Origin of the sequence: Sutcliffiella sp. FSL R7-0096, assembly GCF_038595065.1 — a bacterium.
Classification (GTDB): Bacteria; Bacillota; Bacilli; order Bacillales; family Bacillaceae_I; genus Sutcliffiella_A.
This window is the reverse complement of sequence record NZ_CP152003.1, coordinates 3,595,393-3,611,263: the sequence shown is the minus strand read 5'-3', so window position 1 is coordinate 3,611,263 and position 15,871 is coordinate 3,595,393. Positions and strand designations below refer to the sequence as shown.

The following is a 15,871-nucleotide window of genomic DNA, read 5'->3' as shown; positions in this document are numbered from 1 at the left end:
GAAAGCACACATCATTAAAATAAATTGATGTGTGCTTTTTAGTTGTTTATGCACTTTTATTTTTTGAAATAAATAATAAAATCTGTGTAATGATAGCCAGAATAGGTAATTCCAATAATGGTCCAATAACTAATGTTAAAGCTATTAAAGGTTGGTCTGGAAATGCAGTCATAGCGATTGCTAAAGCGATTGGCGAGTTTCTTGCTAAAGTCGTTAAGCTTAAACTTGTTCTGTCGGAGTTCGAAAAGTTCATAAGCTGTCCAATTTTCTGACCAACTAAGAAATTTACAATAAAGTACAAAAGAATAGGGATGGTAATTTGCCACATTAAATCTAGATTATTAAAAAGTATTTGGCCTTGTGAAGCAAACATAGCAACAATTGCAAGGCTGAGAAAAATTATCGGCATCACGCTGAGATTGGATATAAGATTTTTTCTTAACTGTTGTTTACTTCTCAAGAACAATTTTGTTAGAAAAGCTAAAATCAATGGTATGAATAGTACAATTAAGATACTTTCGACTAGAAACGAAAGCTCTATAACACCTGTTGTTCCGCCAAAAACCAGAAGGTAGATAGGTAGCAAAATGACTTGTAAGATTAAGTTTAATGGTAAGATTGCAGTTGATAATGCAACATTTCCTTTTGCTATCCCTGTAAATATCAAGTACCAATCAGTGCAGGGTGTAACCATCAGCATAATAAATCCAATATACAAGGCTGGGTTATCACCTAAAAATGCCATCGCTAGCAGCCACGCTAGGATAGGTGTCCAAATGAAGTTTATGATGACTGAAATGTATGTAAACTTGATGTTTTTAAAAGCTTTTTTTATTTGCTCAATAGGAATTTGTAAGAAAGTAATATAAAGCATTGCTACTAATAAAGGAAAGATAAACCTTTCTGCATTTTCACTTATTAGTTCTACTTGTCCTAAACCTATATCAATAATCACTGCTAAGAAAATAATAAGAGTATATAGTTTTTCAAGTAAGTTCATTCTGTATCACAACCTAAAGAATAATAAAATGCACATTAGTCATAGCATAGCATGACTGTTTTGCTTATCAAAGTAGAGGGGCGTTTACTGATCAAGTAGCGGCTCTGCATTTATTTCGTCAGAGAATCTTCGGCTAACTGTGCAGGTTAATTCACTAGGAAATGATATAGTCAAGTAAAAAGTAGGTGTTGAAATGGTAATACAGTCGAATATGTCCCCTGAAGCAATTGCAGATGCTTGGGTAGAAACAGAAGAGATATTTATAAAAAATAATATACCTCTTACAAAGCAACCGTTTACCTTCATTACTGCAAGAATTAAATGCAACTGTTGGAAGTTCAAGTCTCACTTGTATAGAAGGTGGCTGACAAATGCCAGCTAAAAATGAGTAGGTTACTCCTTAATTGTATATCTTCAACAGTTGGGAGCATTTGCGGGAATGGCAATCGCCCTTTGTTCAAGTTATGGGAGGTTACTTAAAGAAGATACGTCGGAAGATGGGAGGGGAATATAATAAATAAATCGTTAATTGCAGTGTTATTTATAACTACTTTAGCAATATATATGTTTACTAGTTGCGGTGTAGCTGACGGGGGAAGAGTGACTGCCAGAGATGTATTGAAACAAAACAAAGATGCAGACATTATTGAGTATGACGGCAAAATTTTTAGCAATGTGACAAATTTGGGTTGGTTCGAAAATGATAGGGAGAATATATCTTTTTCTAAAGATAACTACGTTGGTAAAATTCAAAAACAGACTACCAGTAGCTTGTTGTTTAATAATCTTAGTGCAACTAAATTACCAAAAGGGACAAAAGTTTATTCAATAGATGAAGAAGGTAGTGGAATGTTACTTGTTGAGTTTCAAGGAGAAGAACTTTATTATAGGGAACTTCTTGAAGGATAGTGAGGACTATTCAACTATTTGGGAGCTTTAATTGAAGGTCATAATACAAGTTATGTTGAATTCAATTCTTCCGCAATCGGGCGCCATTCTTGAAGAAGAATTGGCGCTCACTTTTTATTTTAGGGCCAGATTCTGGAATAAGGTAGGAATCGTAAGGCCACATCTGGAATTATAAGTTAAGTCAGTATACAGGTAGGATTTTGAAGCGAAAATGAAAGGGGTCGATTTTTTGAAGCTAAGACAATTGGCCGTCACTTTTATTATAAACAAAGAAAATGAAGTGTGGGGGGAATGTTGTAGGCCAAGCAATGAAAATGAAGGCTCAATAAAGGTAAATTTGATTATAAGAATAAAGGATAAAGTGCTTCTTTACGCACCAGTGGTTAAACAATTTCCCAAACTTCCACGAGAATGTGAAGTAACTAGTCTTGCAATGTTACTTCAATACAATGATATTGATGTGGATAAAATGGAATTAGCTTCAGGCATTAAGAAGAATCCGGTGTTGCTCGAGAAAAGAGAGGGTGTACCTAACTGGGGACATCCAAACGATGGCTATATTGGGGATATGTATACCTATAAGAAACCCGGATTTGGTGTTTATCATAGACCAATAGCTGAGCTGGCAGAAAAATACTTACCTGGTAAAGTAAAGGATATAACGGGAGCTGACTTTTCCGAAATTAAAACCTATTTATCCTTGGACCTTCCCATATGGGTGATCATTAATACAACCTATAAAAAGCTGCCGGCATCTTATTTTGAGGAATGGATAACGCCATTAGGACCTGAATCAATCACTTACAAAGAACATTCCGTGCTAATTACTGGATACAACGATGACCATATATATTTTAACGATCCTATCACTGGTATAAAAAACAGGAAAGAATCATACAGAAGTTTTAAGAAGAACTGGGAGCAAATGGGCAAGCAGGTCATAGTCCAGGTTCTCACTATCTTCATCATCAATTATAAATAGACCAGCAAGTCCTTTATATACATGTTCGCCAGTTTCATGGAGCAGATGGGGATGATACCATAATGTAGCAGCATTTTGTTCAATTTTGAATTGCGGATTCCACGTGGTTCCAGGCTGGATACCGGAATGAGGGCCTTCATCCTGGTCGCCGTCAACTTCTAGTCCATGCCAATGGACAGTGGTTGCTTCATCAATCTCATTTTTCACCTTGATCGAAACATCATCTCCAGTTTTTACACGAATCACGGGTCCTAGGTAATCGCCATTATATCCAAACGTATCTGTTGGTTTGCCTTCTATAAACTCCATGGTTCCTTTTTGGGCAACAAGAGTGAACTCTGCTTTTCCTGGGTCCGGATTCTCATCTTTTAGGATGGGGGGAATGGGAAGAGAGGTTCCTCCATCAGCGAATGAGTCATTCTTCATATCTTCAACCTCTCCGTTATCGTTACCTATCATACCATCATCCATCATTCCTCCCCCTTGTCCAGGCATGTTGCCGTTCATGCCGCCAAAAACCCTCATAAAAAACCAGCCGCCCACAATGAGCAGAATCAATAAGATAAGTGCGGGCATAACAATTTTTTTCACCATTTTTACCTCCTTTAATTCTTATCTAGCTTTTACATGACATTATTTTTAAATACACAATTCCTCGCTGTGTATTTTATAAGCGCCGGTTTATAATTACAAACAATACTGCTCACTGTAGTCAAATATGCATTTTCTATGGAGTTTAGTTCAAGAAACCTGGGGTAGAAACTAGTAAAGCCAAAGAAATTAGGGAGGAATAAAAATATGCTATTACCTGCATCTGACTTAGGGTTACTAGCAACTCACCTACCTAACCATGACGGCATGATATTGAAAGTAAAGCTTATGGCAAGAGAAGTAAAAGAAGAAAAATTACTTGAATTGCTAAATACTAAGGTAGGGATTTTAAGAAGCCATGTGCGTATCATGATGGATATGCTCGATCCTGACAAAAGTGATTTTGAGAAGCTTCCGGATTTCGATGAGCTTCCGGAGGGTCAGCTCGAAACTACATCTAGAGGGTCACAGCTGATGGACAAGCATATCGCATTAGAGATTAAGGTTTCAACAGAGGCAATGGCGAAGGAGAACTTCTTCTCAGCTCTTAAAATGAAGGACCATCAGGTCAAACAGACTCATATTGAATAGGCACTTCAGCAAGGGCAACTGCTAAATATGGTTACTGAATTCCTGAAAGAGATTGAAGCAGATGTAACGCCTATGGGTACGCCAGATGAACAAAAGAAAGTCATGAATCATTTCAGTTATATGATGGAAGAATAGATTTTGATTGGAGGTCGGGAGATGAATCCTAAAAATGATCATAGTACTGTAAACAATCATGACAACAGGCAGACCGCAAGAATGACAAGAGATAGTAGCCAGACTAGTCGAGCACCACATGTCAGTTATGAACATCATCAAGGACATAGCATGGTGGATTCCTATCAAGACCACACCGACCATCACGAGAACAAACCTAAAGGTGGGGCAACGTCATCAAAAATACAGGTTGATTGGACCTCGAACCCTCTTACGGTCAAAGTTGGTCAAGAAACAGAAATTCTTATTAACATCAAAGATTTCTCCGGGGAGGTTATCGAGGCTTTTTTAGCTGTGCATGAAAAAGAAATGCACCTACTGGCAATCAAAAAGGATTTGTCTGTTTTTCAGCATCTTCATCCGCATTATCGTGGGAAAGGCAAATTTCAGGTAAAGACAACCTTCCCAAAGGCAGGGGAATATAAATTATATGCAGATTTCCTGCCGGAGGGGGCAAATCAGCAGCTTGCGTCTCATGAGCTTGTCGTAAACGGTTCGGAAACAATGGAAGAGGTGGTTCCTGATAAGCTTTTGAAAAAGGAGATAGACGACCTGACAATCGAGCTGATTCTCCCAGAAGCGCAAGTAGATGAGCATATAAGTTTGATTTTCACCCTAAATGATAAGGAAGGAAACCCAATTACTGAACTTGAACCCTATCTTGGTTCTGCAGGACATGTCGTGATTGTCAGTGAGGATATGAATGAATTTCTCCATGTTCACCCAGTAGATGAAAACGAAAAAGGACCAAATGTCGAGTATATGACCAGCTTTCCCCAAGGTGGATTGTATAAAATTTGGGGGCAGTTCAAGTACAAACAAAAACTTTATACGGTGCCTTTTGTGATTGAAGTCAAGTAATAGGCATCAGTTTCAGCAATGGCACACAGGATTGTGTGCTATTGTTCAATTTTCTAGAAAGGAGGTACAAACGTGAAGGAGATTGAAGGGAAAATTGACAGGCCGCAAACGAACAAAGGACGACTGAAAATCATTACGATACTGGCTATTCCAGCAGTCATCGAAAATTTTTTCCAGACGGTCCTCGGCTTTGTCGATACATACTTTGTATCAAAAATCGGTCTGGCAGAAGTTTCGGCGGTAGGGGTCACCAATGCAGTTCTTGCGATATATTTTGCGTTATTTATGGCAATTGGGGTAGCAGCCAATGTAAGGATTGCAAACTTCCTTGGTGCTAACCTTCCGGAAAAAGCAAGGCATATTTCACAGCAATCAATCGTTCTTGCTGCCATATTTGGCATCTTAACAGGAATTATTACCTGGATTTTCGCTGAACCGCTGCTAAAACTGATGGGGATAGAAGCGGAAGTTTTAGAGGCAGGGGCTCTATATTTTAGGATTGTTGGAATCCCGTCGATTGTGATGAGTTTCATGTTTGTATTAAGCGCTATTCTTAGAGGAGCAGGCGATACAAAATCCCCAATGAAGGTCAGTATTGTCATCAATATTGTGAATGCCGTTCTGGATTATGTCCTCATATTCGGATTTTTGTTCATACCTGAAATGGGCATCGTTGGAGCAGGGATCGCAACCGTCATTTCTAGATTAATCGGCAGCATTGCATTATTTTACTATGTCAATAGAACAGCAACTCTTACCTTCAGAAGAGATTACTGGCGTATTGACAGGACACATCTGATGGAACTGACTACCCTTGGAGCACCGGCTGCAGGCGAGAGACTGGTCATGCGTGCCGGCCAAATTGTTTATTTCGGTTTCGTTGTTGCCCTTGGTACCAATGCATTTGCCGCCCACCAGATTGCCGGCAATGTCGAAGTATTTTCCTATATGATTGCATATGGATTTGCTACAGCAGCCACAATTTTGGTTGGCCAGCAAATCGGTGCGGGCAATCTTGAAGAAGCCAGGCATTATGCCAAACTATCCACCTATCTCACAGTAGGAGCGATGACCCTGCTCGGTGCCTTGCTCTTCTTCCTCGGTGACTGGGCTGGCAGATTTTTTACCGACGAACAGCAAGTTATTGATGATATAGGTACCGCACTAAAGATTTCGGGTATGTTCCAGCCATTCCTCGCTGTATTAATGGTGCTTACAGGAGCATTCCAGGGGGCAAACAACACGAAATTCCCGATGTACCTTACTGGATTCGGGATGTGGGCGGTACGAACCGTACTTGTCTATCTTCTTGGAATCAAGCTGGGCTGGGGACTCGCGGGAGTTTGGATAGCGATAGGAGCAGATATAGCATTTCGTGCAATAGTATTGGCAATACAATTTAAACGGGGAAAATGGATGGCACTCGAAAAGGCACCAGAACCAGAATCGCACTGTCACCCTCAAACAACAAAAGAAACCATGTCAGCTTGCGCAAATAACTATTAACAAGCATACAGTCTTCTTAATAGTTGGATTCTGGTTCATTCCTGCATATGGAATTGTCGGGGCAGCTTTTGCAAGTGTTTTTGCACTTGGAACTAATACTTTTGCTGTTCACCAAATTGCAGGAAATATTAACAGGTGCATATCAAGGTGCAAACAACACAAAGTATCCTATGTATCTGACCATCATAGGCATGTGGCTTATAAGAACTGGGACAGTCTACCTTCTTGCGATAGTGCTAGAAATGGGCTTGGCAGGCGTTTGGATAGCTATTGGAATTGATATAGTCTTTAGAGCAATTGTTCTATGGACTCGTTTTAACAAAGACCGCTGGGTATCTAGCACAAAAGATAAAGTTGCAGATTGCGATCCGAGAACCCGTAATGCTCAACTTTCTAAGTCAGTTAATAATTATTAATAGTTCTCAACTTGTCATGAATAAATATCAGGATGATACGATTAAAGGTAAAGATACTTTAATCGTATCATCCTTTTCAGTATATAGTAACTATTTTCCTAAGCATACATTATCTCCTTCTATTTTAACTGCTTCATTCATAGGATAAATACTAGAATGAGGAGGGAGCTAAAATGAATTCTACTAAACGTTCATCTAATAATATTTTGGTCTTCTATTTAAATAGTACTTTTTTGTCTATCATCATATCGCTTTTATTGGTAACTGTAATAAGTACTGCTTTTACAAATAAGCTTTCTTCAGAAATTATTGGCACTTGGTTATACAAGATAAATAATACAAATATTTTTTTAAGTGCACTTCAAAGCCAAAATCATTATATGATTGGAAAAGGAGTAGAGGTAGATAAAATACCGATTCAAAGTATGATATTTCAATTAGCCACTAATATTAAACCTAATGATGTCAGGAGTTTGTTAGGAAATGAAATTCCAGGCTTTTATGCATTTGACTACAGGATACATATTGCAGGAGAAGGGACGAACTATACTACTCTTCCACATGAATCCTCTCCTCCCATGGAAGTATTATTGAAGGAGAGGGAAATTGCACATGAACAATTAGAAGAAATAGAAGAAGAAATATCTCCACCTCCTGCACCAGAAAAAACGAATGAAAAGGAATTAGTTTACATTTATCAATCGCATAGTTGGGAATCATTTTTACCTTTGTTAAAGGGTGCCAAAACACCTGATGAGGCAACAAGTAATAATTCTAAAGTTAACGTTATAGCTGTAGGAAATATGCTAAAAGGGAAGTTATTAAGTCATGGAATAGTCGCCAAACATAACACTACTAATGTAACTGAACAATTACTTTCACGGGGCTGGAATTATTATAACTCATATCAGTACTCAAGAGAGGTGGTTGAAGAAGTATTAAGTTCCAATAATGAACTGAAATATTTGATTGATATTCACAGAGATTCTGTAAGAAAAGATAAAACTCATATTAAAATAAATGGTAAAGATTACGCTAAACTATTGTTTATTGTTGGAGAAGAGAATAAAAATTTCAAGGAGAATCTGGATTTCGCAAGTAATCTCCACTATGCTATAGAAGAACACTTTCCGGGTTTAAGTAGAGGTGTAGTTATAAAGAATAAATCCGAAGGTGACGGGATTTATAACCAAGATTTATCCGATAGATCTATTCTACTAGAAGTAGGGGGAGTAGATAATACTATGGTGGAGTTAGATAATTCTGTGGAAGTATTTGCTAAGTATTTTAGTGAACTGGTTTGGGAAGATAAAGATGTTGGTGATTTTTAACATACGAAGGTATACCAAGAATTGAGTATAGTATATGTTTGCTGATAATGTATTCTAATATATACTAGTTTAAACTGAGAAAATATATATAGGAAATTTATGATAGAGACAACAGTTTTTTAGCCTGCGCTAAGAGACTGTTTTTTTCTGCACAAAAAATGCTAGAAAATGTTACTAGCATGAGAAGAATTTGTAAGACAACGGTTATCTACTAAGCACTAGACAGTGTTAAGATAAGGAAGTTCGATAATAGATTCTGTTTTTCGACACAAAATGCATTCGAATCCTCATTAATTTGCTATCCATACATAGGAAGAGGAAATAATTATAACAGGAGTTTTCAAATGAATAAAAATAAAAGGTTTCTTGGATATTTTGTAGTTGCATTATTGTCAGTTAGTAATGCTTTTTTTCCTCACTCCACTTCAGCTGAAGAGATTGATAGTTTAAAGCAGAAAAAACAGGATGTTCAGCAAGAACGTCAGTCAATTGATAGAAGTATCGAGAACAATAATAAAAAAATTGATAGTATTATAGCTCAACAAAATGACTTGACAGCCCAAATTAAAAAGTTAGACATGGAAATATCCAATACGGATAAAGAAATAAAATCCGTAAATGGAAATATTAAAGAAACGAATGAAAATATTTTAAAGTTGACAAAAGACATAGAGGTACTGAAAGAAAAGCTGGAAAAGAGGGCAGCGTTATTAGAAGATCGGGCTCGTGCCTTTCAAACAAACGGAGGATATAATAACTATCTAGAAGTTATTTTGAATTCTGAGAACTTTGCTGACCTCATAAATCGATTAACAGCAGTAAGTACACTCGTACAGGCAGACCGCGATATAATTGACGAACAAAAGAAAGAACAGGATTCATTAACACAAAAAGAAAAAGAAGTACGGGAAGAATTAGTAAATTTGGAAACTCAAAAGAAAGAACTAGATAAGTTTATTGCAAGTTTAGGTTCACAAAAGGAACAAAAAAATGAACTTATCAACAGTCTTACAGCTCAACAGAAAAAAATAGAACAAATGCAGGTTGACCTTGAAGAAAAGAGCAATGAATTGTACGAGTTAGAGAAAGGTATTGAAGAGAGCATTATAGCTGAGCAGGAGCGATTAGTTGAATTAGCAAGGCAAAAGGAACGAGAAAGGAAAGCTGCAGAAGAACAAAAGCAAAAAGTAGCAACTTCTAAACCACAACAGGTAAATAGCCCAGTTCATATTCCTGTCAGTGAAGGAGTATGGACTGCCCCTACAAATGGGGTATTTACTACTGAATTTGGATATGATGTATTAAATGGTCAACCCCGTTACCATTATGGAATAGATATTGCTGCACCAAGAGGAACTTCAATTGTAGCTGTTGCTGATGGCTATGTAACAAATGCATCTTATAGTAGTTCTTATGGAAATTGGGTAATCATTACACATAGTGTTAATGGACAGACTTATACTTCCGTGTATGCTCATATGGATAATCTTTCTGTCAGTCAAGGACAATATGTGGAAAAAGGGGAGTATCTAGGAGGAATGGGCAACACAGGTTATTCTTTTGGAAACCACCTTCACTTCGAGCTGCATGAAGGTAATTGGAATAATGCCAAATCGAATGCGGTGAACCCGAGGAAATACATTTCTTTCTAAGTTTATGGAAGAAGTTAAAGGTTGCTTAACTGGATCTTTAATTTTTTGTGAAATATAGAATGAAATCGAGTAAGTCCATAATTTCTGCAAATTTTCTGGGTATAATAATTATATTAATTTTGGAGGAGGAAACAAAAATGAGTTGGAAAAAGCTAATATTGTTTGGTGCTCTTGCTGGATTGCTAGTATTATCTGCATGCTCGAATAACGGAAACGATACAGCTTCAAACGAAAATGAAGAGAAAAATTCAGAAGGTGAACACTCCGGAATGGACCATTCCGGAATGGATATGTCCGGTTCCGGTGAAGTCCCTGAAGGACTGGAGGAAGCAGAAAGTCCTGCATTCCCAGTTGGAAGTACAGCGGTTATTACTGAGGCTCACATGCCAGGTATGGAAGGTGCAGAAGCTACGATTGTTGGAGCATATGATACAACGGTATATACCATATCTTATGACCCAACCGATGGTGGAGAAAGAGTCGAAGATCATAAATGGATCATCCACGAAGAGATAGCGGATAGACAGGAAGAACCTTATGAAGCTGGTGCTGAAGTAAAGGTAGAAGCTGAACATATGGAAGGTATGGAGGGTGCAACTGCAGTTATTGATTCAGCGGAACAAACCACCGTTTATATGGTAGACTTCACTTTGAAAGACAGTGGAGAGGAAGTAACCAATCATAAGTGGGTAACAGAAAGTGAATTATCATCAGAAGAATAAAGCCATAAAAATAGCTTGTAGCGTTATACTACAAGCTATTTTTTATGGAAAAAGTTATTTTCTGTAATCATTAAGATAAAGAATTTTTGCATAGCCACTTTTTCTTCTGAACCAAATTAGAAAAATGGCAAGAAGAATGATTAATAAGGAAAGAATCTGGGCTGTCCTTAGGACCTCTCCTATCATAAGGCTATCTGTCCTTAAACCCTCAACAAAGAATCTTCCGAATGAGTACCAAATCAAGTAAGAGAGAAAAATTTCACCTCTTTTGATGGGGAGTCTTCTCAAAAATAACAAAACACCAAATCCAGCTAAATTCCAAAGTGATTCATACAAAAATGTGGGATGGTAGTAGGCTCCCGCAATAAACATTTGATTCGTGATGACATTAGGGAGATATAACCCCTCCAAAAAGGATCGTGAAACTTCAGTACCGTGTGCTTCTTGGTTAATAAAGTTCCCCCACCTTCCAATTGCTTGACCTAAAATGATGCTAGGGGCTGCTATATCTGCTAATTGCCAAAAGGAAACACGCTTTTTTCGGGTGTATATATAAGCAACTATGACACCTCCAAGCAGAGCACCATGTATGGCGATACCACCTTGCCATATCGCAAAGATATCTCCTGGATTATCTAAATAATAATCCAAATTGAATGCGACATAATATAATCTTGCACTGACAATTGCGATAGGAATTGCCCAAATTAGTAGATCTGAAAATATTTCCTTACTCAACCCTAATTTCTTTGCCTCTTGGGTTGCAAGGTACCAACCTAGAAGTACTCCAATCCCAATAATTATTCCGTACCAATAGATTGTAAATGGTCCAATTTCGAATGCTACTCTATCTATAGCCTGTAAAGAATTCATATCTGGAAGCTCCTATTCTATCAAGATTTAATCAATTAAGTTTAGCGAAAACTTGTCCAGAATTTGTGCATTATTTGTAACAGAAATTCAACGAATATTTATCTGCTTAAATTTATTTATAAGCAGGGTTATAATCGGGAGGTGAAATGGAATCGTGAAAATGCTTTTATACATTATTCTTATTTTTATAGCTGGTTTCATGGTAATAGATAGTCAATATAGGGAATCCATGGATGAAAAGGATAAGTTATTATCTACTATTAACATACTTAAAAATCAGGGAGTAATAATACATGAGTGGACGATTTATTCCCGTGAGGAACTTAATGTAAATAATTTGGATGTAATCAAGGAAATAGAAGCGAAGTTAAAGAAAGATTACACAAAATTCGAATGGTCCACCGACATGGAACAGGATCATCATTATTTAATTGTAGGAACTAATATGAAGAGTGACATCGAAAGGGAAAGAATAACGGTTACGGCTTATAAGGAGGATCATTCATATCAAGTAGTACAGACTTACAGTTATACAAGAGGAGGATGGTCAGAAAAGGATTATAGAAGCTTCGTTAATGATATTGAATTGAAGAACAGTATATACTTTACAGTGAAGGGAAGTTTATTAGATGTTGATATCAACTCGGATTTAAATGTAAAAGCAAATTTACTTTTGGAAAACCTATCTGCTGATAAAGTGGAAGGGCTTGAAGAAAAAAACCTTGTTTCGGTGTCAGCCTTTAACAAGGATTGGGCTTTCAGTTTACCTTCCACCAACAATAAGCGATTTAATCTTCAAGTGGCTTTAAGAAGGGAACCGTCCAATTCAAACTTACAAATTACAATCGGAATTCCTATCATTACAGAAGAATACTAGGAGAAAAATATATTTTTACATCTAGTTTTCCGCCAGACAGGCATAACCAAAGCCTCTTTCGTGGTGAAAGAGGCTTTGGTATCCTTATGAGTTGTGGTAATTTTACTCTGGTTTATTATTCGCTTCTGGATCTGGATTGAAATCAGGTTTAAAACCCTCATATTTTACTTGAGTCACCATTCCAGCTGCGGCATGGTGCAAATCATGGCAATGGAAGAGCCAGTTTCCTGGATTATCTGCTTTAAATGCGATTTCATATTCTTCACCGGGTTTTACATTGATGGTGTCTTTAATGACTGGAGATCCTTCTATTGGTTTTCCGTTTTTGCTTAGTACTTGGAAAAATTGGCCATGAAGGTGCATAGGATGGTCATCTGTGGCTGAATTGTTGACCAATTTCACTTTGACATTGTCTCCTTCTTTTACTATGATATTCTCTGTTTCAGGAAAAGTTTTTCCGTTGATGGTATACACCATCTCCTTCTTTTCCATCTCGGTATCTAAATTCATCGTGTACTCCAGATCGTACTGTTGGTTCATCTCAAAAAATCCACTTTTTGCTTCACCATAGTCATTAAAGTTAAACTCAGGTAGTTTTTCTTTTGGATTTGGCTTATCTTTGGATTCCGTATATCCTTCGTATTGTATTTTTGTTTTCATTCCTTCTGTTCCTGTCATTTCCCCATGGCATTCAAGGTACCAAACACCTGGATTGTCAGCAATGAATTCAATATCGTACCTCTCACCAGGTGCAATAGACAATAATTGATTTTCTAGTTCTTGTGGAGCGTTCAGTTCCTGACCATCAATTGCTACTACTTTAAATTGATGCCCATGAAGGTGTATTTTATGTGACATGAACCCTATGTTCGCAAGCCGTATTCGAACTTTTTCCCCTTCTTTCACTTTTAACGGCTCAATCAAATCTTCGCTTTTTCCGTTAATGGTGAAGATGTCGTAGCCGTCCATGTTATGGCCCATGCCCTCCATGGACATTGAACTGTCCTGATTTTCTTTTTCTTTATCATTCATTTTTCCATGGTCCATGTCTTCCATATCACTCATGGAAGAGCCTTTAGGGTCACTCATCCACTCGTCCAACATTAATGAGTAATCTCTGTCATATGTCTTATTAGCAGGTTCTACAATGAAAGAACCGTATAGGCCCTTATCAAGTTGATTGACACCGTCTTGATGTGTATGGTACATGTATGTCCCGGTAACTGTGGCAGTAAAGTTATAGGTAAAGGTCTCGCCAGGCTGAACAGCGTTTTGGGTCACACCGGGAATTCCATCCATTGCATTTGGGATAGGAAGGCCATGCCAATGAATGGAAACAGGATCTTTAAGTTCGTTTTTTAGATGAATTGTTATATCTTCGCCCTCCTGAACACGTATTTGAGAACCAGGAACAGAACCATTAAAGGTCCAGGCGTTTACCACTGTACTATTGTTTAATTGATGAGCTGCCTCTTTTGCAACCAATGTTATTTCATTCTCAGAGAATACTTCAGTTGAGGTAGTTTTTGTTTCAGGGAGTTTTTCTTTCTCTTGTTCAGTTGAAGAATCACTCATATTCATTTCACCATGATCCATGTTACTCATATCCGAACATGCCGCCAAAAATATTACCGTAAAAGATAGTAAAGCTATCAGCTTTAGTTTCATGATTATTCCTCCTTAAGTAGTTTCAAGGAGAATGTTATCAAAAATGATTGCAGAAATTATGGAATTCCATTATTAGAAAAAGTAACAATTTGTGACAGTCCAATAAAAAAAGTAAACAAGTTTTATTTGTTTACTTTTTTTTTGATTCTATTTCGAATGGTCCATGCAAATCCTGCTATTTGAAATAAGAAAATCAAAACAATAATGGCTATAAAAGGACCTTTCATCCAGTTAGGATTTTCCGGTTTGTGAAAATACAAAAAATAAAGAGTATGCAACAAAACCAAAAGATAAAGAGTGCTTGTTTTACTCTGTAAATAATTCCAGGCTGAATTACCTAATACTTTAATACTCAGATTGTTCGATGTAATCATTAGTATAAGGTAGTATAGCACCGCAATTATTCCGATTGCATTAGCGAGTGCGAAACCAGGATGCAATACCCATTCTTGACCAAATGGAGTGAAAATGAAAAACAATCGTGTAAAATCCCATTCAACCCATCCATCTAGAATGATAATCGTATGAATAAGCGCAAGAATTCCAGACCATACCCCTAACGATCTTCGCCATGCAACCAGCCCCTTCAAGACTGGGAGGATACGTACGATTGGCCCTATAACCATGACAAGTCCAAGCATGAATAAGGATACATCTGCGAATGCACGGTTCCAAGCATGCAGGGGAGCCCATTCATTTCTGGTTTGTACGATCAGATAACTTAGCAAAAAGGAACAGACTCCGATAACAATATGCTTACGGCTTCTATTCATTAGAGACGTTACCTTTTTCAACTAATGTATTCCAGCTTTCTCCAGTATTGTTGGACTGATAAATGTCATTATTCAAGGAGATGGCTGTTATTTCTGACCTATTCTCTGGATTAGTGGCAATGAACATAATGGGATTTTTACTGGAAATCCCTTCAGGTAGGGACAACTCGTCAGTTATTTCATTTTTAAAATTGTACTTTACTAATTTGGTTTCATTATTTTCTAGGATAAAGTAAATCAGACTGTCCTCCTGATATTCCACTGTTGTCACAGAATTTGAGCTGGTTAGCAACTTGAATTCATTACCAAAGTTAGAAGAAATAAATAATCCTTTATTGGTGGAGATAGCAACATCCTCTGAAGAAGTAGGGTGTGCAGCTATATTTCCGATGGCATTGGCAGATATTCCTTTCATGGAACTAGCTTCCCATGTTTCCCCTTGATCTACCGAATAATGAAGACCTTGTTTCAGGGAATTTTCGTGCTCATTAAAAACGTACAATGTTTGACTCTTATATCCGGCCGCAAGATAGTGGAAGTCAATTTCCCCATAAAAAGCAATTCTTTCTAAGGTAGCACCTTGATCACTACTTTTAATAAGCCCTAAGGGATTTTTTAAGTCGGAATCTAGCTCAGGGTGGCCGCTGGAAAAAAATTGCTCATCTGTTGCTTGGAATCCCATATAATCATGATTATTTTTACTAGTCTTGTACCATTTTCCTTCAGAAAAGCGTAAAAGGCCATGATGGGTTGCTAGAATTAAGTCTTTCTCATCACCCAAGTAACCAATCCCGTGGATATGATTTATGGTTTCTTCCTTTGCCTCTATAAAGTAGTCATTATTTTTATTTTGCTCTTTAGTTGAACATCCAACAACTAGCATACTTATAACTGTTATCATAATAAAATTCTTTATCTTGTTCATCTCTAAACCTCCATGGATTT

The 15,871-nt window shown here is 37.3% G+C and carries 16 protein-coding genes; 10 read left to right on the top strand and 6 right to left on the bottom strand.

The window, feature by feature from the left end; translation table 11 throughout:
• Positions 1–46 precede the first annotated feature (46 nt).
• The gene (locus MKY77_RS18510; RefSeq protein WP_168865141.1) at positions 47–1,000 is read right to left on the bottom strand and encodes a bile acid:sodium symporter; all 954 of its coding nucleotides are present in this window, start codon (positions 998–1,000) and stop codon (positions 47–49) included.
• 534 nt (positions 1,001–1,534) lie between these two features.
• Here MKY77_RS18510 and MKY77_RS18505 point away from each other — a divergent pair.
• Positions 1,535–1,909 carry a hypothetical protein gene (locus MKY77_RS18505; RefSeq protein ID WP_342515394.1) on the top strand — a complete coding sequence of 125 codons (375 nt, stop codon included), beginning with the start codon at positions 1,535–1,537 and terminating at the stop codon, positions 1,907–1,909.
• Between the two features lie 229 nt (positions 1,910–2,138).
• Positions 2,139–2,891, top strand: coding sequence for a C39 family peptidase (locus tag MKY77_RS18500; protein ID WP_223490616.1), 753 nt, complete (start codon positions 2,139–2,141; stop codon positions 2,889–2,891).
• Here the strand turns inward: MKY77_RS18500 and MKY77_RS18495 are convergent.
• A complete protein-coding gene (locus MKY77_RS18495; protein ID WP_223490615.1) occupies positions 2,802–3,485 on the bottom strand; it encodes a multicopper oxidase domain-containing protein in 684 nt (227 codons plus the stop codon). The genes MKY77_RS18500 and MKY77_RS18495 overlap by 90 nt on opposite strands.
• Positions 3,486–3,689: 204 nt before the next feature.
• Here MKY77_RS18495 and MKY77_RS18490 point away from each other — a divergent pair, with 204 nt between their 5' ends.
• The 7 genes from MKY77_RS18490 (at position 3,690) to MKY77_RS18460 (ending at position 10,735) form a co-directional block, all read left to right on the top strand.
• On the top strand, positions 3,690–4,073 hold the full coding sequence (locus tag MKY77_RS18490) for a hypothetical protein (protein ID WP_168865138.1): 384 nt from the start codon (positions 3,690–3,692) through the stop codon (positions 4,071–4,073).
• Positions 4,074–4,229: 156 nt separating this feature from the next.
• Complete coding sequence (locus MKY77_RS18485; protein WP_223490613.1) at positions 4,230–5,108, top strand: hypothetical protein; 879 nt, start codon at positions 4,230–4,232, stop codon at positions 5,106–5,108.
• Between the two features lie 72 nt (positions 5,109–5,180).
• The gene (locus MKY77_RS18480) at positions 5,181–6,614 is read left to right on the top strand and encodes an MATE family efflux transporter (protein WP_168865137.1); all 1,434 of its coding nucleotides are present in this window, start codon (positions 5,181–5,183) and stop codon (positions 6,612–6,614) included.
• A 23-nt stretch (positions 6,615–6,637) separates the two neighbouring features.
• Positions 6,638–7,030 (top strand): hypothetical protein, encoded by a 393-nt coding sequence (locus tag MKY77_RS18475; protein ID WP_342515393.1) that lies wholly within the window; start codon positions 6,638–6,640, stop codon positions 7,028–7,030.
• A gap of 173 nt (positions 7,031–7,203) precedes the next feature.
• Positions 7,204–8,361 carry a stage II sporulation protein P gene (locus MKY77_RS18470; RefSeq protein WP_223490608.1) on the top strand — a complete coding sequence of 386 codons (1,158 nt, stop codon included), beginning with the start codon at positions 7,204–7,206 and terminating at the stop codon, positions 8,359–8,361.
• A 344-nt stretch (positions 8,362–8,705) separates the two neighbouring features.
• On the top strand, positions 8,706–10,013 hold the full coding sequence (locus MKY77_RS18465) for a M23 family metallopeptidase (RefSeq protein ID WP_168865135.1): 1,308 nt from the start codon (positions 8,706–8,708) through the stop codon (positions 10,011–10,013).
• 137 nt (positions 10,014–10,150) lie between these two features.
• Positions 10,151–10,735 (top strand): YdhK family protein, encoded by a 585-nt coding sequence (locus MKY77_RS18460; RefSeq protein ID WP_168865134.1) that lies wholly within the window; start codon positions 10,151–10,153, stop codon positions 10,733–10,735.
• Between the two features lie 54 nt (positions 10,736–10,789).
• Here MKY77_RS18460 and lgt read toward each other — a convergent pair whose 3' ends face one another.
• A complete protein-coding gene (lgt, locus tag MKY77_RS18455) occupies positions 10,790–11,608 on the bottom strand; it encodes a prolipoprotein diacylglyceryl transferase (RefSeq protein WP_168865133.1) in 819 nt (272 codons plus the stop codon).
• Between the two features lie 160 nt (positions 11,609–11,768).
• Here lgt and MKY77_RS18450 point away from each other — a divergent pair, with 160 nt between their 5' ends.
• Complete coding sequence (locus tag MKY77_RS18450; protein WP_223493679.1) at positions 11,769–12,485, top strand: YwmB family TATA-box binding protein; 717 nt, start codon at positions 11,769–11,771, stop codon at positions 12,483–12,485.
• Positions 12,486–12,587: 102 nt separating this feature from the next.
• On the opposite strand, the gene MKY77_RS18445 is transcribed toward MKY77_RS18450, so the two are convergent.
• From MKY77_RS18445 to MKY77_RS18435, 3 genes are all read right to left on the bottom strand, one after another.
• A complete protein-coding gene (locus MKY77_RS18445; protein ID WP_168865131.1) occupies positions 12,588–14,153 on the bottom strand; it encodes a multicopper oxidase family protein in 1,566 nt (521 codons plus the stop codon).
• Positions 14,154–14,275: 122 nt separating this feature from the next.
• Positions 14,276–14,926 (bottom strand): hypothetical protein, encoded by a 651-nt coding sequence (locus MKY77_RS18440; RefSeq protein WP_168865130.1) that lies wholly within the window; start codon positions 14,924–14,926, stop codon positions 14,276–14,278.
• The gene (locus tag MKY77_RS18435; protein ID WP_168865129.1) at positions 14,919–15,851 is read right to left on the bottom strand and encodes a F510_1955 family glycosylhydrolase; all 933 of its coding nucleotides are present in this window, start codon (positions 15,849–15,851) and stop codon (positions 14,919–14,921) included. The genes MKY77_RS18440 and MKY77_RS18435 overlap by 8 nt, the downstream gene beginning before the upstream one ends.
• Positions 15,852–15,871: the final 20 nt, after the last annotated feature.

Coding starts and splice junctions, on each gene's coding strand:
- MKY77_RS18445 (WP_168865131.1), bottom strand. CDS start 14,153: ATGAAACTAAAGCTGATAGCTTTACTATCTTTTACGGTAATATTTTTG.
- MKY77_RS18485 (WP_223490613.1), top strand. CDS start 4,230: ATGAATCCTAAAAATGATCATAGTACTGTAAACAATCATGACAACAGG.
- MKY77_RS18440 (WP_168865130.1), bottom strand. CDS start 14,926: ATGAATAGAAGCCGTAAGCATATTGTTATCGGAGTCTGTTCCTTTTTG.
- MKY77_RS18510 (WP_168865141.1), bottom strand. CDS start 1,000: ATGAACTTACTTGAAAAACTATATACTCTTATTATTTTCTTAGCAGTG.
- MKY77_RS18490 (WP_168865138.1), top strand. CDS start 3,690: ATGCTATTACCTGCATCTGACTTAGGGTTACTAGCAACTCACCTACCT.
- lgt (WP_168865133.1), bottom strand. CDS start 11,608: ATGAATTCTTTACAGGCTATAGATAGAGTAGCATTCGAAATTGGACCA.
- MKY77_RS18465 (WP_168865135.1), top strand. CDS start 8,706: ATGAATAAAAATAAAAGGTTTCTTGGATATTTTGTAGTTGCATTATTG.
- MKY77_RS18495 (WP_223490615.1), bottom strand. CDS start 3,485: ATGGTGAAAAAAATTGTTATGCCCGCACTTATCTTATTGATTCTGCTC.
- MKY77_RS18435 (WP_168865129.1), bottom strand. CDS start 15,851: ATGAACAAGATAAAGAATTTTATTATGATAACAGTTATAAGTATGCTA.
- MKY77_RS18460 (WP_168865134.1), top strand. CDS start 10,151: ATGAGTTGGAAAAAGCTAATATTGTTTGGTGCTCTTGCTGGATTGCTA.
- MKY77_RS18470 (WP_223490608.1), top strand. CDS start 7,204: ATGAATTCTACTAAACGTTCATCTAATAATATTTTGGTCTTCTATTTA.
- MKY77_RS18450 (WP_223493679.1), top strand. CDS start 11,769: ATGCTTTTATACATTATTCTTATTTTTATAGCTGGTTTCATGGTAATA.